The organism is Thiosocius teredinicola, assembly GCF_002009425.1.
Lineage (GTDB): Bacteria > Pseudomonadota > Gammaproteobacteria > Chromatiales > Chromatiaceae > Thiosocius > Thiosocius teredinicola.
Map to the genome: position 1 here is coordinate 238,668 of NZ_CP019936.1, position 25,122 is coordinate 263,789.

General features: G+C 62.0%; 33 protein-coding genes. 15 read left to right on the forward strand and 18 right to left on the reverse strand.

What is annotated here, in order from left to right:
• Positions 1–4 precede the first annotated feature (4 nt).
• The 15 genes from ptsP to B1781_RS01150 form a co-directional block, all read right to left on the reverse strand.
• The gene (gene ptsP / locus B1781_RS01080) at positions 5–1,735 is read right to left on the reverse strand and encodes a phosphoenolpyruvate--protein phosphotransferase (protein WP_078117912.1); all 1,731 of its coding nucleotides are present in this window, start codon (positions 1,733–1,735) and stop codon (positions 5–7) included.
• A complete protein-coding gene (locus B1781_RS01085; protein ID WP_078117913.1) occupies positions 1,732–2,001 on the reverse strand; it encodes an HPr family phosphocarrier protein in 270 nt (89 codons plus the stop codon). The genes ptsP and B1781_RS01085 overlap by 4 nt, the downstream gene beginning before the upstream one ends.
• A complete protein-coding gene (locus tag B1781_RS01090; protein ID WP_078117914.1) occupies positions 2,001–2,423 on the reverse strand; it encodes a PTS sugar transporter subunit IIA in 423 nt (140 codons plus the stop codon). Before B1781_RS01090 ends, B1781_RS01085 begins: the two co-directional genes overlap by 1 nt.
• Positions 2,420–3,307, reverse strand: coding sequence for an RNase adapter RapZ (rapZ, locus tag B1781_RS01095; RefSeq protein WP_078117915.1), 888 nt, complete (start codon positions 3,305–3,307; stop codon positions 2,420–2,422). The genes B1781_RS01090 and rapZ overlap by 4 nt, the downstream gene beginning before the upstream one ends.
• Positions 3,308–3,402: 95 nt before the next feature.
• Positions 3,403–4,347 carry an HPr(Ser) kinase/phosphatase gene (gene hprK / locus B1781_RS01100; protein WP_078117916.1) on the reverse strand — a complete coding sequence of 315 codons (945 nt, stop codon included), beginning with the start codon at positions 4,345–4,347 and terminating at the stop codon, positions 3,403–3,405.
• Complete coding sequence (ptsN, locus tag B1781_RS01105; protein ID WP_078117917.1) at positions 4,337–4,801, reverse strand: PTS IIA-like nitrogen regulatory protein PtsN; 465 nt, start codon at positions 4,799–4,801, stop codon at positions 4,337–4,339. Before ptsN ends, hprK begins: the two co-directional genes overlap by 11 nt.
• Before the next feature lie 17 nt (positions 4,802–4,818).
• Positions 4,819–5,148 (reverse strand): ribosome hibernation-promoting factor, HPF/YfiA family, encoded by a 330-nt coding sequence (hpf, locus tag B1781_RS01110; protein WP_078117918.1) that lies wholly within the window; start codon positions 5,146–5,148, stop codon positions 4,819–4,821.
• Between the two features lie 31 nt (positions 5,149–5,179).
• Positions 5,180–6,682, reverse strand: coding sequence for an RNA polymerase factor sigma-54 (locus tag B1781_RS01115; protein WP_078117919.1), 1,503 nt, complete (start codon positions 6,680–6,682; stop codon positions 5,180–5,182).
• Between the two features lie 151 nt (positions 6,683–6,833).
• A complete protein-coding gene (lptB, locus tag B1781_RS01120) occupies positions 6,834–7,559 on the reverse strand; it encodes an LPS export ABC transporter ATP-binding protein (protein ID WP_078117920.1) in 726 nt (241 codons plus the stop codon).
• Positions 7,560–7,585: 26 nt separating this feature from the next.
• Positions 7,586–8,074, reverse strand: coding sequence for a lipopolysaccharide transport periplasmic protein LptA (gene lptA, locus B1781_RS01125; RefSeq protein WP_078117921.1), 489 nt, complete (start codon positions 8,072–8,074; stop codon positions 7,586–7,588).
• Positions 8,061–8,627, reverse strand: coding sequence for an LPS export ABC transporter periplasmic protein LptC (gene lptC / locus B1781_RS01130; protein WP_078117922.1), 567 nt, complete (start codon positions 8,625–8,627; stop codon positions 8,061–8,063). The genes lptA and lptC overlap by 14 nt, the downstream gene beginning before the upstream one ends.
• Positions 8,628–8,630: 3 nt before the next feature.
• Positions 8,631–9,155: a 3-deoxy-manno-octulosonate-8-phosphatase KdsC gene (kdsC, locus tag B1781_RS01135; RefSeq protein WP_078117923.1), complete on the reverse strand. Its 525-nt coding sequence runs from the start codon at positions 9,153–9,155 to the stop codon at positions 8,631–8,633.
• A gap of 19 nt (positions 9,156–9,174) precedes the next feature.
• Positions 9,175–10,152 carry a KpsF/GutQ family sugar-phosphate isomerase gene (locus tag B1781_RS01140; RefSeq protein WP_078117924.1) on the reverse strand — a complete coding sequence of 326 codons (978 nt, stop codon included), beginning with the start codon at positions 10,150–10,152 and terminating at the stop codon, positions 9,175–9,177.
• Between the two features lie 18 nt (positions 10,153–10,170).
• Complete coding sequence (locus tag B1781_RS01145) at positions 10,171–11,151, reverse strand: calcium/sodium antiporter (protein WP_078117925.1); 981 nt, start codon at positions 11,149–11,151, stop codon at positions 10,171–10,173.
• Positions 11,152–11,235: 84 nt separating this feature from the next.
• The gene (locus B1781_RS01150; RefSeq protein ID WP_078117926.1) at positions 11,236–11,421 is read right to left on the reverse strand and encodes a hypothetical protein; all 186 of its coding nucleotides are present in this window, start codon (positions 11,419–11,421) and stop codon (positions 11,236–11,238) included.
• Positions 11,422–11,447: 26 nt separating this feature from the next.
• Here B1781_RS01150 and B1781_RS01155 point away from each other — a divergent pair, with 26 nt between their 5' ends.
• The 13 genes from B1781_RS01155 to B1781_RS01215 all read left to right on the forward strand — a co-directional run bounded on the left by B1781_RS01155 (position 11,448) and on the right by B1781_RS01215 (position 21,763).
• A complete protein-coding gene (locus B1781_RS01155; RefSeq protein ID WP_078117927.1) occupies positions 11,448–12,014 on the forward strand; it encodes a hypothetical protein in 567 nt (188 codons plus the stop codon).
• 104 nt (positions 12,015–12,118) lie between these two features.
• Positions 12,119–12,940, forward strand: coding sequence for an ABC transporter ATP-binding protein (locus B1781_RS01160; protein WP_078117928.1), 822 nt, complete (start codon positions 12,119–12,121; stop codon positions 12,938–12,940).
• A 5-nt stretch (positions 12,941–12,945) separates the two neighbouring features.
• Positions 12,946–13,713 (forward strand): lipid asymmetry maintenance ABC transporter permease subunit MlaE, encoded by a 768-nt coding sequence (gene mlaE / locus B1781_RS01165; protein WP_078121863.1) that lies wholly within the window; start codon positions 12,946–12,948, stop codon positions 13,711–13,713.
• 19 nt (positions 13,714–13,732) lie between these two features.
• On the forward strand, positions 13,733–14,203 hold the full coding sequence (mlaD, locus tag B1781_RS01170) for an outer membrane lipid asymmetry maintenance protein MlaD (RefSeq protein ID WP_078117929.1): 471 nt from the start codon (positions 13,733–13,735) through the stop codon (positions 14,201–14,203).
• Positions 14,203–14,817 (forward strand): MlaC/ttg2D family ABC transporter substrate-binding protein, encoded by a 615-nt coding sequence (locus B1781_RS01175; protein WP_078117930.1) that lies wholly within the window; start codon positions 14,203–14,205, stop codon positions 14,815–14,817. Before mlaD ends, B1781_RS01175 begins: the two co-directional genes overlap by 1 nt.
• Positions 14,814–15,119 (forward strand): STAS domain-containing protein, encoded by a 306-nt coding sequence (locus tag B1781_RS01180; protein WP_078117931.1) that lies wholly within the window; start codon positions 14,814–14,816, stop codon positions 15,117–15,119. The genes B1781_RS01175 and B1781_RS01180 overlap by 4 nt, the downstream gene beginning before the upstream one ends.
• Before the next feature lie 108 nt (positions 15,120–15,227).
• Positions 15,228–16,487: a UDP-N-acetylglucosamine 1-carboxyvinyltransferase gene (murA, locus tag B1781_RS01185; protein ID WP_078117932.1), complete on the forward strand. Its 1,260-nt coding sequence runs from the start codon at positions 15,228–15,230 to the stop codon at positions 16,485–16,487.
• A gap of 11 nt (positions 16,488–16,498) precedes the next feature.
• A complete protein-coding gene (gene hisG, locus B1781_RS01190; RefSeq protein WP_078117933.1) occupies positions 16,499–17,146 on the forward strand; it encodes an ATP phosphoribosyltransferase in 648 nt (215 codons plus the stop codon).
• A gap of 145 nt (positions 17,147–17,291) precedes the next feature.
• Complete coding sequence (gene hisD, locus B1781_RS01195) at positions 17,292–18,596, forward strand: histidinol dehydrogenase (protein ID WP_078117934.1); 1,305 nt, start codon at positions 17,292–17,294, stop codon at positions 18,594–18,596.
• 42 nt (positions 18,597–18,638) lie between these two features.
• Positions 18,639–19,412, forward strand: a complete 774-nt coding sequence (locus B1781_RS01200) for a hypothetical protein (RefSeq protein WP_078117935.1) — start codon at positions 18,639–18,641, stop codon at positions 19,410–19,412.
• A gap of 53 nt (positions 19,413–19,465) precedes the next feature.
• Complete coding sequence (hisC, locus tag B1781_RS01205; protein ID WP_078117936.1) at positions 19,466–20,563, forward strand: histidinol-phosphate transaminase; 1,098 nt, start codon at positions 19,466–19,468, stop codon at positions 20,561–20,563.
• 19 nt (positions 20,564–20,582) lie between these two features.
• Positions 20,583–21,170 (forward strand): HupE/UreJ family protein, encoded by a 588-nt coding sequence (locus B1781_RS01210; protein ID WP_078117937.1) that lies wholly within the window; start codon positions 20,583–20,585, stop codon positions 21,168–21,170.
• On the forward strand, positions 21,167–21,763 hold the full coding sequence (locus B1781_RS01215; protein WP_078117938.1) for a HupE/UreJ family protein: 597 nt from the start codon (positions 21,167–21,169) through the stop codon (positions 21,761–21,763). The genes B1781_RS01210 and B1781_RS01215 overlap by 4 nt, the downstream gene beginning before the upstream one ends.
• A gap of 13 nt (positions 21,764–21,776) precedes the next feature.
• On the opposite strand, the gene B1781_RS01220 is transcribed toward B1781_RS01215, so the two are convergent.
• The 3 genes from B1781_RS01220 to B1781_RS01230 are packed head-to-tail and all read right to left on the reverse strand — an operon-like array spanning position 21,777 to position 23,545.
• Positions 21,777–22,031 carry a hypothetical protein gene (locus tag B1781_RS01220; RefSeq protein ID WP_125931812.1) on the reverse strand — a complete coding sequence of 85 codons (255 nt, stop codon included), beginning with the start codon at positions 22,029–22,031 and terminating at the stop codon, positions 21,777–21,779.
• A gap of 14 nt (positions 22,032–22,045) precedes the next feature.
• On the reverse strand, positions 22,046–22,333 hold the full coding sequence (locus B1781_RS01225) for a hypothetical protein (RefSeq protein ID WP_078117940.1): 288 nt from the start codon (positions 22,331–22,333) through the stop codon (positions 22,046–22,048).
• 60 nt (positions 22,334–22,393) lie between these two features.
• On the reverse strand, positions 22,394–23,545 hold the full coding sequence (locus tag B1781_RS01230) for a S1C family serine protease (RefSeq protein WP_078121864.1): 1,152 nt from the start codon (positions 23,543–23,545) through the stop codon (positions 22,394–22,396).
• Positions 23,546–23,591: 46 nt separating this feature from the next.
• Here B1781_RS01230 and B1781_RS01235 point away from each other — a divergent pair, with 46 nt between their 5' ends.
• Together B1781_RS01235 and petA are read left to right on the forward strand one after the other, a co-directional pair.
• Complete coding sequence (locus tag B1781_RS01235; RefSeq protein WP_078117941.1) at positions 23,592–24,332, forward strand: Nif3-like dinuclear metal center hexameric protein; 741 nt, start codon at positions 23,592–23,594, stop codon at positions 24,330–24,332.
• A 78-nt stretch (positions 24,333–24,410) separates the two neighbouring features.
• Positions 24,411–25,025 (forward strand): ubiquinol-cytochrome c reductase iron-sulfur subunit, encoded by a 615-nt coding sequence (gene petA / locus B1781_RS01240; protein WP_078117942.1) that lies wholly within the window; start codon positions 24,411–24,413, stop codon positions 25,023–25,025.
• Positions 25,026–25,122: the final 97 nt, after the last annotated feature.

The window sequence follows — 25,122 nt, forward strand, 5'->3', positions numbered from 1 at the left end:
GCGATCAGCCGTTCAGCAATTGGGTCAATACGTCGATGCCGTCGACTTGATCGAGGTTGTCGAACAGCCGGCAAACGCGCTCGGTGAGATCGCCGGCGTTGAGGTTCTGCACGCGGTCACGCGCATCCAGCAAGGCGGCCGGCTGCATGCTGAATTCACGCAGCCCCATGCCGACCAGCAGCGGGATATAACGCGCATCGCTGGCCATCTCACCGCACATGCTGACCGGCACGCCGGCTTTCTGGCCGGCGGTGATTACGGCGGCGATCAGGCGCAGCACGGCGGGATGCGCCGGATCGTAGAGGTAGTTGAGTTCGTCATCGACGCGGTCGATCGCCAGCGTGTATTGGATCAGGTCGTTGGTGCCGATCGACAGAAAATCGAGGCGTTCGGCAAAGGCGCGCGCGTGCAGTGCCGCCGCGGGGACTTCGATCATGCCGCCGATGGGGATATCGCGATCGTAGGCGACGCCTTCGGTATCGAGGTGATGCATCGCCTGGGCGATCAGCCGCTCGGCCTGCTCGATCTCCCAGATGCTTGTGAGCATGGGCAGCAGGATGCGCACCGGGCCGAACGCGGAAGCCCGCAGAATTGCGCGAATCTGCGGGTAGAACAGCTCGGGCTCTTTCAGGCACAAGCGGATGGCACGCAATCCGAGCGCCGGGTTCGACGACACGGGTGTCAGCGGCGGGCCGCCCGGCTGCTTGTCCGCACCCAGGTCGAGTGTGCGAATGGTGACCGGTTTGCCTTGCAAGCCGTCGACCACCGCGCGATAGGCCTCGAAGTGCTCTTCCTCGCTCGGCGGCGTCTGCCGGTTCATGTACAAGAACTCGGTGCGATACAGGCCGACACCCTGCGCGCCGTTGCTCTGTGCGGCGCCTACATCGTCGGCCAGTTCGATGTTCGCGAAAAGCTGCAATACAACGCCGTCATCGGTCACCGTCGCCTCGGTGCTGCGTCGACGCAACTCATCGATACGCGACAGATCGGCGAGACGTCGGTTTTCGAAATGCGCGAGCATATCGGCGTCGCACTCGGCCAGCACGATGCCGCTGTGCGCATCGAGCACCAGGCGTTCGCCATGCTGCAGACAGCTGGTGGCACCACGGGTGCCGACCACCGCCGGGATGCCGAGGCTGCGTGCCAGGATCGCGGTGTGCGAGGTCGGCCCGCCATAGTCGGTCACGAATCCGGCGATCCCCTGATTCTTCATCAGGATGACATCCGCCGGCGCCAGGTCTTCGGCGAGTACGATCTGATCTTTGAGGTCGTCGAACTGTTCGCCATGGTGTTCGAGCAGAATCGCCATGATCCGATTCACGACATGATCGAGATCGTCGCAGCGTGTGCGCAGATAGGTGTCCTCCATCTTCTCGAACACCCGCACCAGCGCATCACGATGTTGCTGCAATGCCCATTCTGCACTCAGGCCTTCATTGCGGATCAGCTGGATAGGCTGCGATGACAGCGCCTTGTCTTCGAGCATCAGCAGGTGGGTATCGATGAACTCGGCGATCTCCGACGGCGTCTCGCGCGGGATCTGCGCCTTGACGTCGCGCAGTTGCTGGCCGGCGACCTCGATAGCCTGTTCGAAGCGTCTTACCTCGGTGTCGACCCGCTCGGTCGCAACCCAGCTGGGCGTAATGCAGACAGGGCCGCGGCATAGCAGAAAGGCGTCGCCGACGGCGATGTTGGCGACCGCGCCGACCCCGATGCCGGCACAGGCAATCGTCATTCGGCCTCACCGAATTTGTTGTCTATCAGCTCGACCAAGGCCTGCATGGCTTCGTTTTCCCCCTCGCCGTTGACGTTGATCTGCAGCACCGTACCGCAACTTGCTGCCAGCATCATGACGCCCATGATGCTTTTGCCGTTCACTCGTTGGCCGTTCTTCTCGATCATGACCTCGGCGCCGAAACCGTTGGCGATGTTCACCAACTTGGCTGCCGCACGAGCGTGAAGGCCGAGTTTGTTGATGATGGTGATTTCGCGCGAAAGCATCAAAGCGATTCCTGTGACTTGTTATGCGTTTTTACCGGGCAGCTCATGATGCCGCGCGTTCCGCCCTCTGCCGCCTTGCTGGTCAGCGTGTCCAGATTGTCCATCGGATAGTTGAAAACCCGCACCAGCATCGGCAGGTTGAGGCCGGACAGCACGGCCGCGTCCGACTGGTCGCAAGCGATCCGCTGGGCAATGTTGTGCGGCGTCGCGCCGTAAATATCGGTCAGCACCAGCACCCCGGAGCCATGATTGAGCACCTTCAGCATCGCCTTGGCGCGTTCGCACATCGGTTCGAGCGCGGCGTCCGGCGGCACCTCGAGGCATTTGATCGGTACGGTCGTGCGGCCGATGATGCGCGTCGCGATGTGCAGGATCGCGGTGCCGACCCCGGGGTGCGTAATCAGCATGACCCCGACGCTCATGGCAGTTCCCGATGGCTTGTAACGACCTGGCGACCCTGAGAAGTGAGGAACTTGGCGATGTTCTCGATCAGGAAGACAGAGCGATGCTGTCCACCGGTGCAGCCGACCGCAACGGTCAGATAGCTGCGGCCTTCGCGTTCGAAACAGGGAATCCAGTGGGTCAGGAAGTCGCAGATGTGGCTGAGCATGCTCTTGACCTGCAGGTCGTCGCCGAGAAACGCAGCGACTTCGGCATCTTTGCCGGTGAGTGGCCGCAGGTCCGGATGCCAATGCGGGTTGGGCAGGCAGCGCGCGTCGAACACGAAATCGGCATTGCGCGGCACACCGTGTTTGAAGCCGAACGACTGCAGCATGATCGACATCTCGCCGCTTTCGCGTTCGGCAACGCGCGCACGAATCAATTCGCGCAGCTCGTGTAGCGTGGTGCGCGAGGTGTCGATCTTCAGGCGTGCCAGATCGAGCAACGGTTCGAGCAGCTCGCGTTCGAGCTTGATCGCCTGCTCGAGGGTGGTACCGTCGTCGGTCAACGGGTGTCGCCGGCGGGTTTCACTGAAGCGCTGAATCAGGATCGCATCTTCGGCATCGAGGAATACCACCTCGCAGTCGACGCCGTGATCGCGCAGGCGCTTGATCATGCCGGGCAGGCGGTCGAGCTCGGTGCCTGGATTGCGCGCGTCGATGCCGATGGCAAACGGGCTGCGCGCCTTGGTCGGGTTGACGGTGATGTCGCGCACCAAGGCGTCGAACAGGCTGACCGGCAGGTTGTCGATGCAGTAGTAACCGACGTCTTCCAGAACGTGCAAGGCGATACTCTTGCCGGAGCCGGAAAGGCCGGTTACCAGAATGACGCTGGGCGTATCGTTTTGCGCAGGATCGGTCGACATGGGCTGATTATATGTGCAGCGGTCGAGACAAACAGCGGCGCGTTGGTTTTCCCGCGCTTATTTCCCGGTTTGACCCGGTGACGCGCCGCGGCCGCTCACGATTGGTCGAGGATCGCCTGCTGCTGGCGTTCGATCAGCACCTCGGTGGCATCGTAGCCCTTCAAGCGCAGCAGGTGGTTGCGCACTGCCGATTCAACCAGCACGGCGAGGTTGCGGCCGGGGGCCACCGGCACGGTGACCTGGGGAATCTGCACGCCGAGTACATCGCGGATCGCATGCGCCCCCGATAAACGGTCCATGCCGGAGATCTGGTCCGCCGACATGCGCTTGAGGTGCACGATCAGGCGCAGATACTTGGTGCGCTTGATTGAGCTGTCGCCGAACATCTGGCGAATATTCAGGATGCCCAGGCCGCGTACCTCGAGAAACTCGCGCAGGATCGGCGGGCAGGTGCCGCTGACGATGTCCGGCGCGATCCGGGTGAACTCGGGTGCGTCGTCGGCCACCAGGCGGCTGCCGCGGGTGATCAGGTCGAGCGCCAGTTCGCTCTTGCCGACTGCGGGGTCGCCGGTCAGCAGCACGCCCATGCCGAGTACCTCGAGAAACACGCCATGCAGCGTGGTCTTCTCCGACAGGAACAGCGAAGCGTAATACTGCAGGTTGTCCAGGACCTGGCTGTCGCCGAGCGGCGAGCGCATCAGTGCCACACCCGCCTCGTCGGCCATGGCCGCCAGTTCCGGAAGACCTTCCACGCGGTCGACCAGCATGACCAGGGCCGGTCGCTCGGCGAACAACTGTTGCAGTGCCTGCTGCCGGTTCGGCGAATACAGGCTGTTGAGATAGCGTTCTTCAGCCGGTCCGATGACCTGGACGCGGTTGGGGTGGATGTAGTTCAGCGGGCCGGCGATGATGCCGGTGCCGGCGTCGCTGCTCGACGACAGAATGGTGCTGTCGGCGCCGGAGTGGCCGGCCAGCCATTCGAGTTGCAATCGTTCCTGGAGTGCTTCGTAAAGGTCGCGGACGCGAATGCTATGCGGCATGGGAGCTGGAGTGGCCGGTCAGGATAGCGATCGCTTCCTTCGCCTCTGCCTCGCGCAGTCTCGCGCGTAGCTCTTCTTCGTTGAACATCGCCGCCAGGCGGGCGAGCAGCTGAAGGTGTTCTTCGTTGGCGTCTTCCGGTACCAGCAGGGCGAACACCAGGTCGACCGGCTGGCCGTCCAGCGCATCGAATTCGATAGGGGTTTCCAGGCGCAGGAATGCGCCGCGCGTGTCGCTGATGCCGGGCATGCGGGCGTGCGGCAAGGCCACACCTCCCGCAAGCCCGGTGCTGCCCAGGCGCTCACGTTCGAGCAGGCGTTCGAAAATCTGCTCCGCCGTCGGCTCGTCGGTATCCCGTGCGAGCAGGCGTGCCGCCTGCTCGAGGATGCGTTTTTTGCTCGATGCCGGGTCAGCGATGCTGACGCTGCCCGACGTGAGGATGCCTTTAGGTAGCATGGTGAGACCGGATCAGTTCATCCCGCCGCTTCGACGGACGCATCTTTGTGTCCGTTGCCACGGTGGCTCTTGATCTTTTCTTTGTGGCGGATGACCTGACGATCCAGTTTGTCGACAAGCGAGTCGATGGCAGCGTACATGTCTTCGTGAGTGGAATCCGCAAAGACGTCGGCACCGGCGATATGCACGGTGGCTTCGGCCTTCTTGGTGAGTTTTTCAACACTCAGGATGACGTGTACGTTGGTGACGTGGTCGAAGTGACGCTCGAGTCGGGCGATCTTCTCGTCAACGTAGGCACGCATCGAGTCGGTGATGTCGACATGGTGACCGGTCAGGTTGACTTGCATCGATTTTCTCCTTGCATTTCAGCGCTTTCGATCAAGCTAAGCGCTTGCGTTCGTTCGACGGCGGGATCGCCATCGATTCACGATACTTGGCAACAGTGCGGCGGGCGACGTTGATCCCCTGATCAGCGAGGATGGCCGCGATCTTGTTGTCGGAAAGGGGTTTGTTGGGTTTCTCCGCACCGATCAGCTTTTTGATCAGCGCGCGAATGGCCGTGGCCGAGGCCTCGCCACCGCTGGCGGTGCTCACGTGGCTGGAGAAGAAGTATTTGAACTCGAAGGTGCCCCGTGGGGTGTGCATGTATTTCTGGGTGGTTACCCGTGAAATGGTTGATTCATGCATCTCCAACGCCTCGGCGATATCCCGCAACACGAGCGGTTTCATGGCCTCTTCTCCATATTCGAAGAAATTGCGTTGAAAGTCGACTATCCGTGTCGCAACTCGCAGCAGCGTATCGTTGCGGCTCTGCAGGCTCTTGATGAACCAGCGGGCCTCCTGCAGGTGGTTTTTCAGCGTGACGTTGTCGGCGCTGTTGTCCGCCCGCCTGATCATGTTCGCATACTCGGCGTTGACGCGTAACCGGGGGGCTGCATCCGGGTTGAGTTCGACCCGCCACTGGTTGTTACGTTTGTACACGAACACATCGGGCTCGACGTAGGTCGGCGGCTGGCTGGCAACGCTGGTACCCGGGCGCGGGTTGAGCGAGCGGATCAGGTGGATGACCGACATCAGGTCGTCGCTCTCCAGCTTGAGCTTGCGCTTCATCTGCGCCTCGTCCTGCGCCGCGAGCAGGTCGAAGTGCTCGCCGATCAGGAACAGCGCGCGCTCGCGCCACTCGAAGTCTTCGGGCAGCTGGCGCAGTTGAATGAACAGGCATTCACGCAGGTCGCGTGCCGCAATGCCAGGCGGATCAAAGGCCTGCACGCGGTGCAGCACGGCCTCGACCTCTTCGGTCTCGATATCCGGATCATCCATGCTGGTGACGATGTCTTCGATCGGCGTGGTCAGGTAGCCGTCTTCGGAGATGCCGTCGATGATCGCCTCGGCAATCGCCAGGTCGGTCGGGCTGAACGGCGTCAGCTGCATCTGCCAGATCAGGTGGTCCTGCAGAGATTCGCCGCTGCTTTGTTGATTCAGGAAGTCCTGGCTTTCGTCGCTGCTGGCGGCGCTGCCGGGAGAGGCGGGTGTGACGCTGTCGTAGATGTCATCCCACACGGTATCGACCGGCAGTTCATCCGGCATGGCCTCGGATTCGATCTTGACCTCGCTTTCGTTGTTCGGGTCGTTGCGCGAATCGTCGTTGTTGTTCTGGGTGCTTGCATTCTCACCGTCGTTCTCGCTCTTTTTGCGCTCGCTGTCGGCTTCGTCGCGACGCGTACCTTCCTCTTCGGTTTCGAGCATCAGGTTGGAGTCGAGGGCTTCCTGGATCTCCTGTTTGAGATCGAGCGTCGACAGCTGCAGCAGCTTGATTGCCTGCTGCAGTTGCGGCGTCATCGTCAGGTGTTGACCCAGTCGAAGCTGGATGGTGGGCTTCATTCGGCTACTATCTGGTATGAAATTTGATCGGACTCCCAATGCCATTCTAGCGCAACTGCGCGCGAGTCGAACCCGCTGTGCAGACCGGCGTTCCCGACTTTGGCGAGGCGCAGTATTTGGCGATGTTGCTGCGCAGCAATCATACGCCTAATCACAGCCGGAAGTTCTCGCCGAGATAGACTGCGCGGACTTGCGGGTTCTCGAGAATCTCCTTCGGCGCACCGAGTGCGAGCACGCTGCCTTCACTGATGATGTAGGCGCGCTGACAGATCCCAAGGGTCTCGCGGACATTGTGATCGGTGATCAGTACACCGATCCCGCGTTCGGCCAGTTGACCGACAATGCGCTGGATATCCATGACTGATATGGGGTCAATGCCGGCGAATGGCTCGTCGAGCAGGATGAAGCGCGGCTGTACCGCCAGAGCCCGGGCGATCTCCAGGCGCCGGCGTTCACCGCCCGACAGGCTGATCGCCATGTTGTCGCGCAGGTGACTGATACCGAACTCGCGCAGCAGGTCGTCGCACATCTGCTCGCGCTGGCCGCGATCGAGGTCGTCGCGCGTCTCGAGGATCGCGATGATGTTCTGCGCCACCGTGAGTCGGCGGAAGATCGACGGTTCCTGCGCCAGGTAACCCAGGCCGAGACGGGCACGCGCATGCATCGGTTTGTCGGTGAGGTCGTGCTCGCCGAGCGTAACCCGCCCCTGGTCGGCGGGAATCAGCCCGGCCATCATGTAGAAGGTTGTCGTCTTGCCCGCTCCGTTGGGGCCGAGCAGACCCACAACCTCGCCTTCGTTAAGGTACAGCGACACGCCGTTGACGACCGAGCGCCCACGGTAGCGTTTCACCAGATCTTCGGCGGCGAGTCGGGTCATGGCGTTGTATGGATCGCGTGTACTGCTTATTGATTCGGCGGATCGATGGTGATCTGAACGCGCTGCTTGCCTTTCGCGGCGGCGCCGGCCTTGACCACCGAACGTACCCGGTCGTACACGATGCGGTCACTGCGCATGCTGTCTTTGCCCTGCACCAGCACGGCATCGCCGATCAACACGAGGTTTTCGCTGTTCACCTCGTATTCGGCGCGGCGCGCCTGTCCTTTCACCGGTCCTTTATTGGACTGCTGCGAGAACTTGACGGGGCGTCCCTCGGCGACGATTTTCGACGGCTTTTTGCCGCGGTGCTGCACGGTCACGACATCGGCCTGCAGATGAATGCTGCCTTGGCGCAGGTCGACGTCGCCGCGGTAGATACTGACGCCTTTCGACTGGTCGACATCGACGCTGTCGGCCGCCAGCTGGATAGGCTGTTGCTTGTCTGATTCGAGTGCCGTGGCCGTTGCGGTCAGCACGACGAGCAACAGCGCCAGCAGAGAATTAACGCGGTACATAGTAGCCTTTTACCTGCGAGAGAAATTTCAGTTTCGATGGCGAACGCAGCCACGCCTGCAGGCCGACGGATTCAACCCAGTCGCCATCGCTGTCCACCCTAACGTGTTCGTCGGTTTCCGCATAGTCTTGTTCGGGCTGTACGCGAACCTCGCTCGTCACCAGGTGCACCGGCGCGTTCTGCGCATCGCCCTCTCGATCGATGATCACCTCGCCGGACAACAACAGCAGGCTGCCGTCGGCCGACAGCCAGGCCGTCTCCGAGTCGATCTGCCAGGGGGGCGCATTGTCCTGAAACACGGTCAGCTTGGGGTCGGCCAGCTCGGTGGTGTCGTCGTCGGTGAAATGCTTCACCTTGGTCGCGATCAGGCGGTGTGCCGGTTTGCCGGCCTCGGTCATGCGCAGCACGTTCAACCCGGTGATGTGGTAATCGATCTCGCGCGGCCCGCTGGGTTTGGCGGGCGTTGGCGCGATCGGCCCGGTTTCCACCATCCACCAACTGAACAGCGCAGCGGCCAGCAACAGCAGGGCAAAGACCGGGCGGAACTGGCGCATCACTCAATCGACGTAGTGCTGCAACGAGGATTCGAGCGTGCCCTGGGCGTCCATCAGCAGTTCGCAGACCTCGCGCGCCGCACCACGGCCGCCGCCGCTGGGTGTTACCCAATGCGCGTGCTGCTTGGTGAGGTAGTGGGCGTCCTGCACCGCGATCGCCAGCCCGACCTTGGTCATCACCGGCAGGTCGACCACGTCGTCGCCGACGTAGGCGATCTGGCTGTCTTCGAAACCCGATTCCTTTTTCAGTTCCTCGTAGGCCGGCAGCTTTTCTTTTTTGCCCTGGTAGACGCGCTCGATACCGAGGCTGGCCATGCGAATACGGACGACTTCGGACGTACGCCCGGTGATGATGGCGATCTCCACGCCGGTGTGTTGCAGCATCACCATGCCGTGGCCGTCCTTGGAATTGAACGCCTTGTATTCCTGGCCGTCATCGCCGATGTACAGGCTGCCGTCGGTCAGGACGCCGTCGACATCGAAGATCACCAGACGAATGGCAGCGGCCTTGTCTTGAATATCCTGCATGCTTTTGTTCCCTATCGGTTCACACGACGCCGGCGCGCAGCAGATCGTGCATGTTGAGTGCGCCGCACAGCTGTTCATTGCCGTCGATCACCAGCAACGCATTGATTTTCTTCTCTTCCATCAGGTTCAGTGCATCCACCGCCAGCTGATCCGGGCCGATGCGTTTGCCGCCGGGGATCATGACCTCGGATACGGACGCCTCGCGCACGTCGATCCCGCGGTCGAGGCAACGACGCAAATCGCCGTCGGTGAAGATGCCGATGGCCTTGCCGTCGTGATCGACGACCGCGGTCATGCCCAGCCCTTTGGCGGTCATCTCCATCAGGGCATCACGCAGCGGCGCGTCGACGTTGACGGCGGGAATCTGGTCACCTTCGTGCATGATGTCTTTCACTCGCAGCAACAGTCGGCGACCCAGGCTGCCACCGGGGTGCGACAGGGCAAAGTCTTCTGCGGTGAAGGCGCGCGCTTCGAGCAGCGCGATCGCCAGCGCATCGCCCATCACCAGCGCGGCGGTGGTGCTCGCTGTCGGCGCCAGGTCGAGCGGGCAGGCCTCTTTGGCGACGCTGACGTCGAGATTCACATCGGCTTCGCGGGCCAGCGTCGATTCGGGCTTGCCGGTCATGCTGATCAGCGGGGCCCCCATGCGCTTGATCAGTGGCACGATGGTGACGATCTCACTGGTCTCGCCCGAGTTCGACAGGGCGAGGACGACGTCGCTCGGCGTGATCATGCCCAGGTCGCCGTGGCTCGCTTCGCCGGGGTGGACGAAAAACGCCGGGCTGCCGGTGCTGGCCAGCGTCGCGGCGATCTTGCTGCCGATGTGGCCGGATTTACCCATACCGGTCACCACGATGCGGCCGCGGCAGGCCAGCATGTGTTCGCAGGCAGCGACGAAATTGGCGTCGATCCGCTCTTCGAGCGATTTGACCGCCTCAGTCTCGATCTGGACGACGCTCAGCCCGGCCTGGCGTAGTTCATCAGCTTTTTGGCTCATTGTTTTCTCTCTGTCAGGTTAGGCCGCGGCGCTGGCGTGTGCTTGCCAGATGATCCAACCCTGGTAGGCGAGGAACGCCGCCAGCAACAGGGCGCCCTGACCACGGTTGATCACTCCATGGGTATGCATGCTGCGTCCCATGACGAACAGCGCCAGCGTCAGGCCGAGCATCACCAGCATGTCGCGGCTGACGACTTCGTCCGGCAACAGGCCGGGCGCCAGTAGCCCCGGTATGCCGAGAACTGCCAGCAGGTTCCAGATGTTGGAGCCGATGACGTTGCCGATCGCCAGGTCGGGCTCGTTCTTGTGTGCGCTCATGATACTCGCAGCCAGCTCGGGCAGGCTGGTACCGATGGCCACGATCGTCAGGCCGATCACCAGGTCGCTGACGCCGAACGCTGCGGCGACCTCGACCGCGCCCCACACGAGCATCCGCGAACTCACCACCAGCACGATGAGGCCCACGACGAACCAGCCGGCGGCGGCCCTGGTGCTGAGGTCGGTCGGCAGTTCGGCCTCGATCTCGTCCACCAGTGGATCGTGGTCGCGGCGTTTCAGCCCGATTCTGACCAGCGCGTACATGCTCGCCACCAGGCCGAGCAGCAACACGATGCCGTCGAAGCGATCCAGCTTGCCGTCCAGCAGCAACAAATAGGTGCCGGCGGATACCAGGAGCAATAAAGGGTATTCGCGGCGCAACATGTCGGAGCGCACCATCAGCGGGGCGATCAATGCGGTCGCGCCCAGGATCAGGCCGATGTTGGCGATATTCGATCCCAGCGCGTTACCGATCGCGATGCCGGGATTGCCCTGCAGCGCAGCCACCGTTGAAACCAGCATTTCCGGGGCCGACGTGCCGAAACCTACCACGGTGAGCCCGATCAGCAGCGGCGGTACGCCGAGGTTGCGCGCCAGGCCGGCGGCACCGATGACGAAACGGTCGGCACCCCACACCAGGAATCCGAGACCAAACAGGATTGAAGCGGCGGCGAGCAGCATAGACAGCGAAGAGCTCAGGTACGTCGGAGGTTATTCAAGGAGCGCGAATTGTCGCGGAAGCGCAGCCGCATGTCCAAGCGGCCGCTAGTCGGCTTTGACCTTGGTCTTTCCGCATCGTGAACAGCGGTAGCGGTTCACAAGTTTGCCGAGTTTCACGTCGAACACCGATTCCTTGTCGAGCACCCATTTATGATGCCCGCTGCGGCACAGCGTGTTGCCCTGGTGGCGTTCGCTCGCCTTGCGCCGCTTGAACGGTAAAATTTCGGCCATTGCAATTCGACTTCGGGAGAACCTGATTGCGCCAGTTTAGCGCCGACGACCGATTGCTGCTCGGTACCTGCCATTGGGCGCGCCCCGCATGGTTGCAGACCTATTATCCGGATGACTTGCCGGAAGACTGGCGGTTGAGCTACTACGCCAACGATTGCGACTGCCTGTTGTTGCCGGCCGAAGACTGGTGTGGGGCGGGGCGAGCGCAGCTGCTGACGGCCTTGGACGATGCGCCGCAAGACCTGGTCTGGTTTCTCGAGATTCCGAGCGACGTTGCTGCGCTGGCCACGCCGCTGACGCAGCTGCTGGCGCCGTTCGATGGCCTGAGCCTGGTCGCATTGGTGGGCGAGCCCTTGGCGGAGCTGGCGCGGCTGCCGCAATGGCAGGCCGACGGCCAGGATCGCTGGACAGATCCGCAGAGTGGCTACCAGTTGCAGCGGTGGCAGCTTGCGAGTGCTGACCTGCGCACACTGCGTGCCCATGCCGAGCAGCTGACCGGCAATGCGCGCGCGATCGTGATCGATGGCGGCGACTCAAGTCCCGACAAAGTCCCGGAAATGCGAACAATGTTGGGTCTGATGGGCCGGTTATGAGCTTGACGCAGTCAGGGTGGGTCTCCAGAATCGACGGTTTGCGTTTTACCTGCGATCGACAGCAAAGGGATTTGGGTTTTCGGCGAGCGGAAACCTGAACAACAATGAGCCGAAATACCCCCGCAACTGACGTTTTGGTCCGCATCCGCGGGCTCAAGTTTTACCGTGGTTCGCGGGCGATCTTCGATGGTGTCGATATCGATATTCCACGCGGCAGCGTGACAGCGATCATGGGGCCGTCGGGCACCGGCAAAACCACCCTGCTCAAGCTGATCGGCGGGCAGTTGAAACCGGACGCCGGCACCATCGAGGTCGATGGTCAGAATGTGCATGCCTTGTCGACCCGCGAGCTGTACCGCCTGCGTATGCGCATGGGCATGCTGTTTCAAAGCGGCGCGTTGCTTACCGATCTTTCGGTGTTCGACAACGTGGCCTACCCGCTACGCGAACACACCCGGCTGAATGCCTCGATGATCCGCAAGCTGGTGCTGATGAAGCTCGAGGCCGTCGGCCTGCGCGGGGCTTACAGCCTGATGCCGGCGGAATTGTCCGGCGGCATGGCGCGTCGTGTCGCGCTCGCCAGGGCGATCGCGCTTGATCCGATGATGATCATGTACGACGAACCATTTACCGGCCAGGACCCGATCTCGATGGGCGTGCTGGTGCAGCTGATCCGCCGTCTGAATGATGCGGCGCGTATCACCAGCATGGTGGTGTCGCACGATGTCGCCGAGACGGCGCGCATCGCCGATCTGATCTACGTGATCTCCGGTGGCAAGGTGATCGAGTCGGGTTCGCCGCAGAAATTGCGCGAATCGGGCGGCGAATGGACCCGGCAGTTCATCGAAGGGCTGCCTGACGGGCCGGTGCCGTTCCACTACCCGGCACCGGAGCTCGAAGCCGACCTTTTCGGGGGTGCCGCGTGATCGATATGCTGGCCTCGCTCGGCCGTTTCGGCTTGTCGGCCTCCGCCCGCCTGGGGCGCGCGCATCTGCTGATGCTGGCGATGTTGCGCGGCGTGCCTTCGATGTTGGCGCGGCCCCGGCTGTTGCTCGAGCAGCTGCAATCGGTCGGCGTGCTGACCATTTTGATCATCGCCGTATCGGGCGTCTTCGTCGGCATGGTGCTGGGTCTGCAGGGTTACTACATCCTGTCGCGCTTCGGCGCGGAAGCGACTCTCGGCGTCATGGTGGCGGCGTCGCTGGTGCGTGAACTCGGGCCGGTAGTGACGGCGTTGCTGTTCGCCGGTCGCGCGGGTTCGGCCCTGTCGGCCGAGATCGGCCTGATGAAGGCGACCGAACAGCTATCCGGTCTGGAGATGATGGCGGTGAACCCGGAGCACCGGGTGCTGACGCCGCGTCTGATCGCCGGTGTGATTTCGATGCCGCTGCTGGCGGCGTTGTTCAGCATGCTCGGTGTCTATGGCGGCTGGTTCGTCGGGGTCGGCCTGCTCGGCGTCGATGACGGTACCTATTGGGCGCAGATGCAGTCACAGATCGATTGGCACGAAGATGTCATCAACGGTGTGATCAAGTCGCTGGTGTTCGGCGTCGTGTGTACCTGGATCGCGATCTTCCAGGGTTACGATTGTGTGCCGACGTCCGAGGGCGTCAGCCGCGCCACTACGCGCACGGTGGTGCATTCGTCGCTGGCCGTATTGGGATTGGATTTCGTATTGACCGCGCTGATGTTCAACTGAGCGCGGACGGGAACTGAAAATGTCGAAAACAAGACAAATGGAAATAATGGTCGGCGCCTTCATGGCGGCCGGTTTCCTGGCACTGTTCTTCCTTGCGATGCAGGTCAGCAACCTCGGCACCGTGAATTCGGGCGATTCATACAAGGTGCTGGCCCGTTTCGACAATATCGGCGGTTTGAAGGTGAAATCGCCGGTAACGATGGCCGGTGTGGAGGTCGGGCGTGTGCTCGACATCTATTATGACGCGGAAGACTTCCGTGCAGTCGCCGTTTTGGGCATTTATTCCCAATTCGACAAAATACCGGATGATACGTTTGCCAAAATCCTGACGGCAGGGCTGCTCGGCGAGCAGTACGTCGGTCTGGATCCCGGGGGTAGCGAGCAGCTGCTTAAAGAAGGCAGTGAAATTACCGTTACCCAATCTGCCCTGGTGCTTGAAGAAGTGATCGGGCAGTTTATTTACGGAAAAGCTTCGGAAGGAGCACAATAATGCGAATTTCCTTCATTTTGCGTGGCCTGTTTGCCGCCTTGTTTCTGTTTTCGGCCTGTGCCGTGGCCGCTATCGATGATCCGCAGGCCGTATTGCGCTCGACCGCCGACCGCGTGCTTGCCGAGTTGAGTGAGCGCAAAGCCGAGCTCGAGGCCGATCCGCAGAAAATCTATCCACTGGTCCAGGAGACGATCCTGCCGCATTTCGATTTTCGCAAGATGTCGCAATCGGCCCTCGGACGTTTCTGGCGCAATGCGACCGATGCGCAGAAAGAGGGTGTGACGATCGAGTTTCGTCAGTTGCTGGTGCGCACCTACGCCACCGCGCTGTTGGGTTACACCGGGCAGGAGATCGAGTACCTGCCGGTCAATTACAAGCCCGGCGATACCAATGTGACGATCCCGACCCGCATCGCATCCGACGGCGCGCCGCCGATCCCGATCAACTACCGCCTGACGTTGAACGACGACAAGTGGTTGGTTTACGACGTGGTGATCGATGGTGTGAGCCTGGTGACCAACTACCGCAGTCAGTTCGCGGCCGAGGTGCGGCGCGGCGGCATTGACGGCCTGATCAGCACACTGGCCTCGAAAAACCGCAAAGGCGCGGAGTGAGCGGCGCCACGCTCACGGCGGCGGGAGACTCGCGTTGCGAGGTTGCCGGGGATCTCGATTTTTCCTCGGTGCCCGACATCTGGCCGCAGCTAGAGAAGCGCATCAGCGCAGGCGGTGAGCTGACCGTGTCGCTCGCCGGGGTGGATCGCGCCAATAGCGCCGGCCTGGTGATGCTGGTCGAGGCACGCGATCTCGCGAAGGATTCGGCCTGCAATCTGAGTCTGACCGACATCCCGTCCGCTCTGCGCGATCTCGCGGCGATGTCGGGTTGCGACACGATCATCGCACCGGCAGGCGCCTGAACAGGCATCCGTCGGGGCGTCGATCGGGCTGCACTCCCGCTACGCCGTGAATTTCTTTATCATTGACGCCCTTTTTTGCTCGCAGACGCGATCGATGGGCCGTGATCCATGGACAAACTGATAATAACCGGCGGTAAAGCGCTGTCCGGCGATGTACGCATCTCCGGCGCCAAGAATGCCGCGCTGCCGATTCTTGCCGCGACCCTACTGGCGACCGAGCCGATGACCATCGGCAACATCCCGCATCTGCGCGACATCACGACCACGATGGAGTTGCTGGGTCGCATGGGCGTCGAGCTTACCGTCGACGAGAAGATGCGCGTCGAGGTCGACGCCGGCAATCTCGACAAGCCGTTCGCCCCTTACGAGCTGGTCAAAACGATGCGCGCCTCGATCCTGGTGCTCGGCCCGCTGTTGGCACGTTGCGGTCAGGCAGACGTCTCCCTGCCCGGAGGTTGTGCCATCGGCTCCCGCCCGGTCGATCTGCATATCGAGGGCCTGCGCGCGATGGGTGCCGAGATCGATGTCGATGGCGGCTACATCAAGGCGCGTGCGGCGCGTCTGAAGGGTGTGCGCCTGGTGCTGGATATCGTCACCGTGACCGGCACCGAGAACCTGATGATGGCCGCTACGCTGGCTGAAGGCACCACCGTGATCGAGAACGCTGCGCGCGAGCCCGAGGTGGTGGATCTGGCCAACTGCCTGAACGCCATGGGTGCGCGGATCACCGGCGCCGGCACTACGACCATCACTGTCGAGGGTGTCGAGAAACTGCACGGTTGCGAGTACAACGTGCTGCCCGATCGTATCGAGACCGGAACCTTCTTGGTTGCCGGCGCGATCAGTGGTGGCAAGGTGCGTGTGCGCGACACCGACCCGACGCAGTTGGATGCCGTGCTGCAGAAGCTGCAGGAGGCCGGCGCCGACCTGGAGGTCGGCAACGATTACGTGGTGCTCGACATGCACGGCAAACGTCCACGTGCGGTCAACGTGCATACGGCGCCGTTCCCGGCCTTCCCGACCGACATGCAGGCGCAGTTCACCGCGATGAACAGCGTGGCCGAGGGCGTTGGGACCATCACCGAGACGGTGTTCGAGAACCGCTTCATGCACGTGCAGGAACTGCAGCGCATGGGTGCGAACATCAAGCTCGAAGGCAACACGGCGATCTGCTCGGGCATCCCGCGCCTGAAGGCCGCGCCGGTTATGGCGACCGATCTGCGTGCCTCGGCGAGCCTGGTGCTGGCCGGCTTGGTGGCCGACGGCGAGACCGTGGTCGACCGCATTTACCACGTCGATCGTGGTTATCAGAACATCGAAGATAAATTTGCCGGGCTGGGTGCGCAGATTCGGCGCGTACCCGGTTGAGTGCCGCTGTCATGGCTGTTGAAATCGAATCACCGTTGACCATCGCGCTGTCCAAAGGGCGCATCTTCAAAGACACGCTGCCGCTGCTCAAGCACGCCGGTATCGAACCGCTCGACGACCCGGAAACCAGTCGCAAGCTGATCCTCGACACCACCCATCCGTCGGTCAAATTCGTTCTGATCCGCGCGACCGATGTGCCCACCTACGTGCAATGGGGCGCAGCGGACATCGGGGTCGCCGGCAAAGACGTGCTGATGGAGCATGGCGGCGAAGGACTGTACGAGCCACTCGACCTCAAGATCGCCAAATGCCGCATGATGGTGGCCGGGCATGCCGACGCCGACATCGGCGCACGCCGCCTGCGGATCGCGACTAAGTACGTCAATACCGCCAGGGCGTTTTTCGCCGCGCGCGGCCAGCAGGTGGAAGTGATCAAGCTATACGGCTCGATGGAACTTGCGCCGCTGGTCGGTTTGTCCGAGGTGATCGTCGACCTGGTCGAGTCCGGCAACACCCTCAAGGCCAACGGCCTGGTACCGCTCGAGCACATGCACGACATCAGCTCACGGCTGGTCGTCAACAAGGCCTCGTGGAAGATGAAGCACGCCACCGTGCACGCGCTGGTCGATGCGCTGCGTGACGCCGTCGGGCGACATTGACGCCGCACGTCTGCGCCGCCGCTGATAAAGTGTCGGCAGCGGACATTCCCTGAACCTGGGCAGCACCTTCGCGTTGCCGGGTTGTCGAATTTTGTATCCTTGTCGTTTCACCGGTGAACACCGGTCACTATCGGAAGCTAAGGCCATGGCCGAGATCAGAAAGCTCAATACTGCGGACGCAGATTTTCAGTCACAACTCGATGCGCTGCTGGCGTGGGAGTCGGTATCCGACGGTGGCGTCAACCAGGTCGTGCATGACGTGATCGCCGACATCCGCGCGCGCGGCGATGCGGCACTGGTCGAGTTCACCAATCGCTTCGACGGCTGGGAGGCGAAATCGCCGGCAGATCTTGAGATCTCGCTCGACCGGCTGAAGCAGGCCTGGGAGACGATACCCGAGGCTCAGCAGGAGGCGCTGCGTCACGCGGCGGCGCGTGTCACCGCGTATGCCGAGCGGCAGAAAATGGAAGGCTGGACCTACACCGAGGCAGACGGCACCGTGCTCGGTCAGCAGGTGACGCCGCTCGATCGCGTCGGCCTGTATGTGCCCGGTGGCAAGGCGGCCTATCCGTCTTCAGTGCTGATGAATGCGCTGCCGGCCAAGGTCGCTGGTGTCGGTGAATTGATCATGGTGGTGCCGACACCGCGTGGCGAGCTCAACGAACTGGTGCTGGCCGCGGCCCACGTATGCGGCGTCGACCGGGTCTTTGCGGTTGGCGGCGCCCAGGCGGTGGCTGCGTTGGCCTACGGTACGCAGAGCGTCCCGCCGGTCGATAAGATTGTCGGCCCCGGCAACATCTACGTGGCTACGGCCAAGCGCACTGTGTTCGGTCAGGTCGGCATCGACATGGTGGCCGGGCCGTCCGAAATCCTGGTGATCTGCGATGGCGATACCAATCCCGACTGGGTCGCGATGGACCTGTTTTCGCAGGCCGAGCACGACGAAGATGCGCAGTCGATCCTGTTGTGCCCGAATGCCGACTTCGTCGCTCAGGTGGAGCGCAGCATCGACAAACTGCTGCCAGACATGCAGCGCAAAGAGATCATCGAGACCGCGCTGCGCACGCGTGGTGCTTTGATCGTCTGCCGCGACCTGGATGAGGCGGCGGAGGTATGCAACTTCATCGCCCCGGAACACCTCGAGCTGTCGATCGCAGACCCGCAGTCTTACGTGAAGAAGATCCGTCACGCCGGTGCCATCTTCATGGGCCGCTATACATCCGAACCGCTGGGTGACTACTGCGCTGGTCCGAACCATGTGCTGCCGACCTCGCGTACCGCGCGTTTCAGCTCGCCATTGGGTGTCTATGACTTTCAAAAGCGCTCAAGTCTGATCATGGTGTCGTCAGCCGGTGCCGAGGTGCTTGGAAAAACGGCATCCACGTTGGCGCGTGGTGAGGGGCTGGAGGCGCATGCTCGCTCGGCCGAGTATCGCATCGCCGAGTCGTAGTCTTTCTGCCAAGCGCGATCGTCGACGCGACAGGGACGCAAGATGACGTTGCTCGGGCTGTTGGAGAAGCTGCTGAAATGGCTGTTCGTAGCCAGTCTGTTCGGGCTCGCGATCGGTTGGTGGAACCGCGATGCGCTGCCTGATCCAGGCTTCTACGACAAACACATCGAGGAAGAGCCGCGTCAGGCGAAGGTCGAGAAGGCGCCGTTTGCAGTCAATGCCGGCAATACGGCCTACCAGATCGCGCCCCTGTATCGATACCAGCTCGATGGCGTGGTGGTCAGCATGCACCACGCTGATTCGTGGTGGGATATCTATCACCACGATGACTGGCAGGATTATCTGAATCTAAAGGACCTGTGCGTGATCTGGGGCGACAACGTCCGATCTGCCGTGTACCAACAGATGGGCTTCGACAATACCACCTGGACCTGCTGGGCCTCGTGGCCGAACAGCGAGGTCGGGCGTCTGTTTCAGAAAGACCAGCTGTCGAACAACCACCTGCTGGCCGACCGGCCGGAGGTGCAGGCGGCGATCCTGGCGGCCCGGCCCGGAGACCAGGTGCGGTTCAGCGGCTACCTTGCCGAGTACCGCAACCCGGCCACCGGCTTTTATCGCAAGACCAGCACGGTGCGCACAGACGGTGGCAACGGTGCCTGCGAAACGGTCTACGTCGATCGCTTCGAGGTCGTGAAGCAGGCCAACACGGGCTGGCGTCGCCTGTTCGACACCAGCAAATGGCTGGCCCCGCTATCGCTGGTCGGTTTCATCGGCTTGATGGCGGTCACGCCGGTGCGCCGCGACACCCACCGCTGAGCCGGCGGCCTGATACACTTTTGTTTTCTGCAACCGATGTCTGCGTGTCTGTCATGACTGACGAGCTCAATAGATTGGTCGAAAACTGGGTTCGTCCCGAGATCCTGGCGTTGCGCGCCTACCACGTGCAACCGGCGCAAGGCATGGTCAAACTGGACGCCATGGAGAATCCCTACACCTGGCCGGACGAGCTGCGCGATGCCTGGGCTGCACTGCTGCGCGACACCGACGTCAACCGCTACCCGGACCCCACCGCGCGCGTGCTCAGCGAGCGCCTGAAAGAGGCGATGCAGGTGCCGGCCGATATGCGGGTGCTGCTCGGCAACGGCTCGGACGAACTCATCCAGATGATCGCGATGAGCCTGTCCGGCCCTTCGCGCAGCGTGCTGTCGGTCGATCCCGGCTTTGTCATGTATCGCATGATCGCCACGTTCTGCGGCATGCGTTACGTGGGTGCGCCGCTGAACGCACAGGATTTCAGCCTCGATCTGCCGGCATTGCTGCAGGCGATGGACGAACACCAGCCGGCGGTCGTGTTTCTTGCCTATCCGAACAACCCCACCGGTAACTTGTACGACGCGAAGGCGGTCGAGGAGATCATTCGCGCCGCACCGGGATTGGTCGTGATCGACGAGGCCTACGCCCCGTTTACCGACGCCACCTTCATGTCGCGTCTCGGCGAATTCGACAACCTGCTGGTGATGCGCACCGTGTCGAAGATGGGGCTGGCCGGCTTGCGGCTCGGCTTGCTGGCCGGGCCGGCGGCCTGGATCGATCAGTTCGACAAGGTGCGCCTGCCGTACAACATCAATGTGCTGACCCAGGCGAGCGCGGATTTCGCGTTGCGTCACAAGGCGGTGTTCGACGAGCAGACAGAGGCGATCCGCCGCGAACGCGGTCGCTTGGCTGCAGCATTAAGAGAGATCGACGGCCTGCAGGTGTTTCCCTCTGAGGCGAACTTTTTGCTGGTGCGCACGCCGAAGGGACAGGCCGTGGACTGGTTTACGGGTCTGCGCGACCGAGGTGTGCTGGTCAAGAATCTCGATGGCGCGCACCCGTTGCTCGACGATTGCCTGCGGCCGACGGTAGGGACGCCGGCCGAGAGCGACAAACTGATAACCGAGATGCAAGCGGTCGCCAAGGCCATCTGACGCCGTACGAGGAACTTTCATGAGTAGAGCAGTAGGCTTATTTGTAACCGGATTGATGATGCTCGCCTGTGGCGCCGCGGTGGCGCACGAAGGCGCTGGTGTTGTCGGCGGTTTCGCCAGTGGCTTCATGCACCCGATCCTCGGTTGGGATCATGTGGCAGCGATGGTCGCGGTTGGCCTGTGGGGTGCATTTCTCGGGCGTCCCGCTATCTGGGTATTGCCGGTCGTCTTTCCGCTGGTCATGGCGTTCGGTGGGGTGTTGGGCGTGGCCGGCATCGACCTGCCGGCAGTCGAAACCGGTATCGCCACCTCGGCGATCGTGCTCGGCGTGATGGTCGCATTGGCGGCCAGACCACCGTTGTGGGTGGCAGCCATCGTCGTTGGGGTATTCGCTATTTTTCATGGGCATGCGCACGGCACCGAGCTGCCTGACGCGGCCAATCCGCTCGCCTTCAGTCTGGGCTTTGTGATTGCTACCGGCTTGCTGCACCTGAGCGGCATCGCCTTCGGATTGCTGGCGCATTGGCCGGCCGGCAGGATGGCCGTACGCGCCGGTGGCGGCGCAATCGCGCTTGCCGGTGTAGGCTTTTTGACCGGCGTGGTATGACGGTAATCCGCGCTGTTGTCTGCGGATTGACGTTGCTGGTGTTGCCGGGCGTGGCCCTGGCCCACAGCCCGATCAAAGGACTGGACAACTTTTACGTAGGCCTGCTGCATCCCCTGTTCGTGCCGGCGCACGCGTTGGCGATTTTCAGCTTTGGCATACTGTTGGGGCAACAGCAGGTGCATCGGGTGCAGTCGGTCGCGCTGGCCTTTCTTTTTGGGCTGCTTGCCGGTCTGGCAGGCAGTCTATGGTGGACCGCGGCCTGGTTGGAACCGGGGCTGCTGTCGATGGCGGTTGTCGTCGGTCTGCTGGTCGCCCTTGCGCGTGAGTACGTGGTCGCCGTGATCGCGGTCGGAGCTGTGCTGCTGGGTGCGATGATCGGTCTCGATTCACAGCAGTCAGATCTCAGCGGGCGCGGCTGGTTCGCCGCGATGCTCGGAACGGTGATCGGCGTCTATCTGCTGCTGCTGTACGCGATGATGTTCGCCGAGTTCTTCAGCAAGCGGGCATGGCAGCAGATCGGCTTGCGTGTGCTGGGATCGTGGGCTGCGGCCAGTGCGCTACTGGTATTGTCGTTGGCGTTGATTCGTCACTGAACGACGTACGCGACTATTTGTCGCTGTGGATATTGGTCATCTCGACGTCCGCCAGCTCTTCCACGCACTGTTGTATGTACTCATCCAGATGGGAGCCGGTCAATCCGCTGGCCTCGCCTTCCAGTCGGCAATCATCCTGATACTGTTTCAATTGCTGTTCTTGGTCTTCTGCAGCGAAAACGCTGCTGCCTGCTGATGCCATGAGCAGAATGACCGTAAAGCACGCAAGGCGAGCAGCAATTGCAGTTTGCCTAAAAGAAATCGACATTAAGAGACCTCAGCTTAGCCTGCTTCCTGGCAGGTACAGTGGTAGTTGAACTTTCGTCGAACGGTGCGCAAGCGTTGCAGCAAATCGTTCCTGTCGCCATGGAATATCGCAATCGAAGGATCGTTACTGTCGAATCGCTGGTGCGCGAGCAGATCGGCTACCGGTAGCCGATCGTCTCGTCCTTTGTCCGAAATGCCCCGACATACCGGGCATTCCTCCAAAACGTCGGCAGCGACGTCGATTTCAATAGCGACTTTGTCCCGTTTTTTATCCGGGTTTTGCAGTAGATCCCAAAAGCGCATGGCCCTTGATCGCACCTGAACCAACAGGTTGACGATGTTGTGAATAAAAATCGGCAGAATCTAGCGACTCTTTAGCGTCGGGCGTTCGCCGACGATCGCTACCTGTTGGTGTTCACGGCCTTCACGATAAACGGTTATCGTCATCGGTTCGCCGGGCGGTTTGTCGGCGATTGTATTCAGCATGTTTTGCGATCCGAGTACCGGCTTGCGGTCGATCTCGATGATCACATCACCGGGTTTGAATCCGGCCTTGTCTGCAGGTCCGTCTTCGAGCACCCCGGAAACCAGAATGCCCTTGCGGAATGATATTCCCAGCGATTCGGCCAGCGCGGGGGTGAGGTCCTGGCCGGTGATGCCGAGCCAGCCGCGAATCACGCGACCATGGTCGATGATCTGCTTCATGACCTGTTCCGCCAATTGAATCGGGATGGCGAAACCGATGCCGTGAGAGCCGCCGCTCTGCGAGAAGATGGCGGTATTGATGCCGACGACATCGCCGACGGCATTGATCAGCGCGCCGCCGGAGTTGCCGGGATTGATCGCTGCATCCGTCTGGATGAAGTTCTCGAAATCGGTGATGCCGAGTTGGTTGCGGCCGGTCGCACTTACGATCCCCATCGTCACCGTCTGGCCGACGCCGAATGGGTTGCCGATCGCCATGACGACGTCGCCGACCTGCATTTCGTCCGATGAACCGAGGGATGCGATCGACAGGTTGTCGCCGGCCGTCTGCAATACCGCGATGTCGGTCTCCGGGTCGGTACCGACGATGCGCGCCGGCATGCTGCGGCCGTCATCGAGCACGATCTGGATCTCGCGGGCGCCTTCGATCACGTGGTTGTTGGTCAGCACATAGCCATTGCTGTCGACGATGACGCCAGAGCCCAGGCTGTTCTGGCGCTTATAGCGCGGTCGGCTCGCTTGATCCCCGAAAAAGCGTTTGAACAGGGGGTCGTCGAACAGCGGGTGGGCCTTCTGCTGGGTGATCTTGGTGGCGAACACGTTGACCACCGACGCGGAGGCGCGTTGCACCGCGTCGGCATACGACACCGGGCCGCCGCTGCGCTCGAGCAATATGGGTTTGGGCGTGGGGGCACTGAGTTCGCCGTTGCCCATTACCAGGTCAGGGCGAATCAACACCACCAGAAATGCGGCGGCCAGACCGGTCGCGATCGACGTGAAAATAAAGGTGAATGCGCGGTACCACTTCATGCGCATACACTAGCATGAGGCGATCCACCCCAGGTGTTTGAACTTTATGGCGTTGTTGAAGGATATCGTCAGTTACTGCGACCAGCGTCTCGACAGTTCGGCTTTCGATGACTACTGCCCCAATGGTCTACAGATCGAGGGGGCGGCCGAGGTTTCCAGCATCGTCTCAGGCGTCACCGCCAGCCAGGCAATGATCGACGCCGCGGCGGATGTCGGCGCCGACATGCTGCTCGTGCACCACGGCTACTTCTGGAAAGGGGAGGCAGCGCCTTTGGTGGGTATCAAGGGGCGGCGAGTGAAGGCGTTGATGCGTCACGACTTGAGCCTGGTGGCATACCATCTGCCGCTGGATGCCCACCCCGAACTGGGCAACAACCACCAACTCGGTATCAAGCTGGGGTTCGGTACAGGGACGCCGGCCGGTGGGCTGCTGTGGGGTGTCGAGCTTGCGCGCCCGCTCACCAGCGAAGATCTGGCGAGCAGGGTCGACTCGGCCCTCGGCAGGGCACCGCTGGTTGTCGGGCCGCAAGGGTCTGTGCGTCGCATTGCATGGTGCACCGGTGCCGCTCAGGGCATGATCGAGCAAGCGGCGGCGGCCGGGTTTGATGCCTTCATCAGCGGCGAGATATCCGAACAGACCGTCCACCAGGCTGCCGAACTGGGCATTCTGTACCTGTCTGCCGGCCACCACGCCACCGAGCGTTACGGCGTTCAGGCACTGGGCGCAGAATTGGCCGATCGTTTCGCCGTTGCCCATCAATTCATCGACATCGACAACCCAGTCTAGGAAGGCTGTCGGCGGGACGGCGTCCGCAAAACGATATCGCGAAGTGCTACCCTCGCGGGCTGATTCGAGAGCGTCGCAATGACAGTGACAGAGGAGGCCGGATTGCAACATTCAACCGACGGAGCGGGGCGACGCCGATTTCTGGCACGTTCGTTTTCGCTGCTTGGAGCGGCGTGTCTCAGCCGTGAGTCCTCCGCGGCAGCATGGAGTCTGCTGGCCGATACCAAGGCCTGTAATCAAGAGATCGACGTCGATATCGGCGACATCGAGCCCGGTGCGCGTCTCGATGTGGATTGGTGCGGTTTTCCCGTGTCGATCATCCACCGCACCGAAGCCATGCTGGCCTCGCTTGAAACGCTGGAACCTGGACTGCTCGACCCGCAGTCTGCGGCGCCGCAGCAGCCGGATACCTGCCGCAACCGCTCGCGTTCCATCGTGCCGCAGTACGGCGTTTATGTCGGCATCTGCACCTATCTGACCTGTTATTTGACCTATACACCGGCCAAGCCGGAGTGGAAGGGCCTGTGGCCGGCGGATTTCACGGGTTTCTATTGTGCGTGCCACGGATCGCGCTACGATCTGGCCGGCCGCGTCCTGCAAGGCGTTCCTTCCAAGCTCAACCTGGTGGTGCCACCACACCGCTACGTATCCGATCGGGTGATCCACATAGGCCCTGGGACGGCGGAAGCCTGACCTCGCTGGGCAGCGACGCCCGCCACTTGGGCGGCGCCCAGCCGTAGGTCAGGAGACCCGCCGCCAGCGGCGCCTGCGTCTGATCGGCGTCAACCCG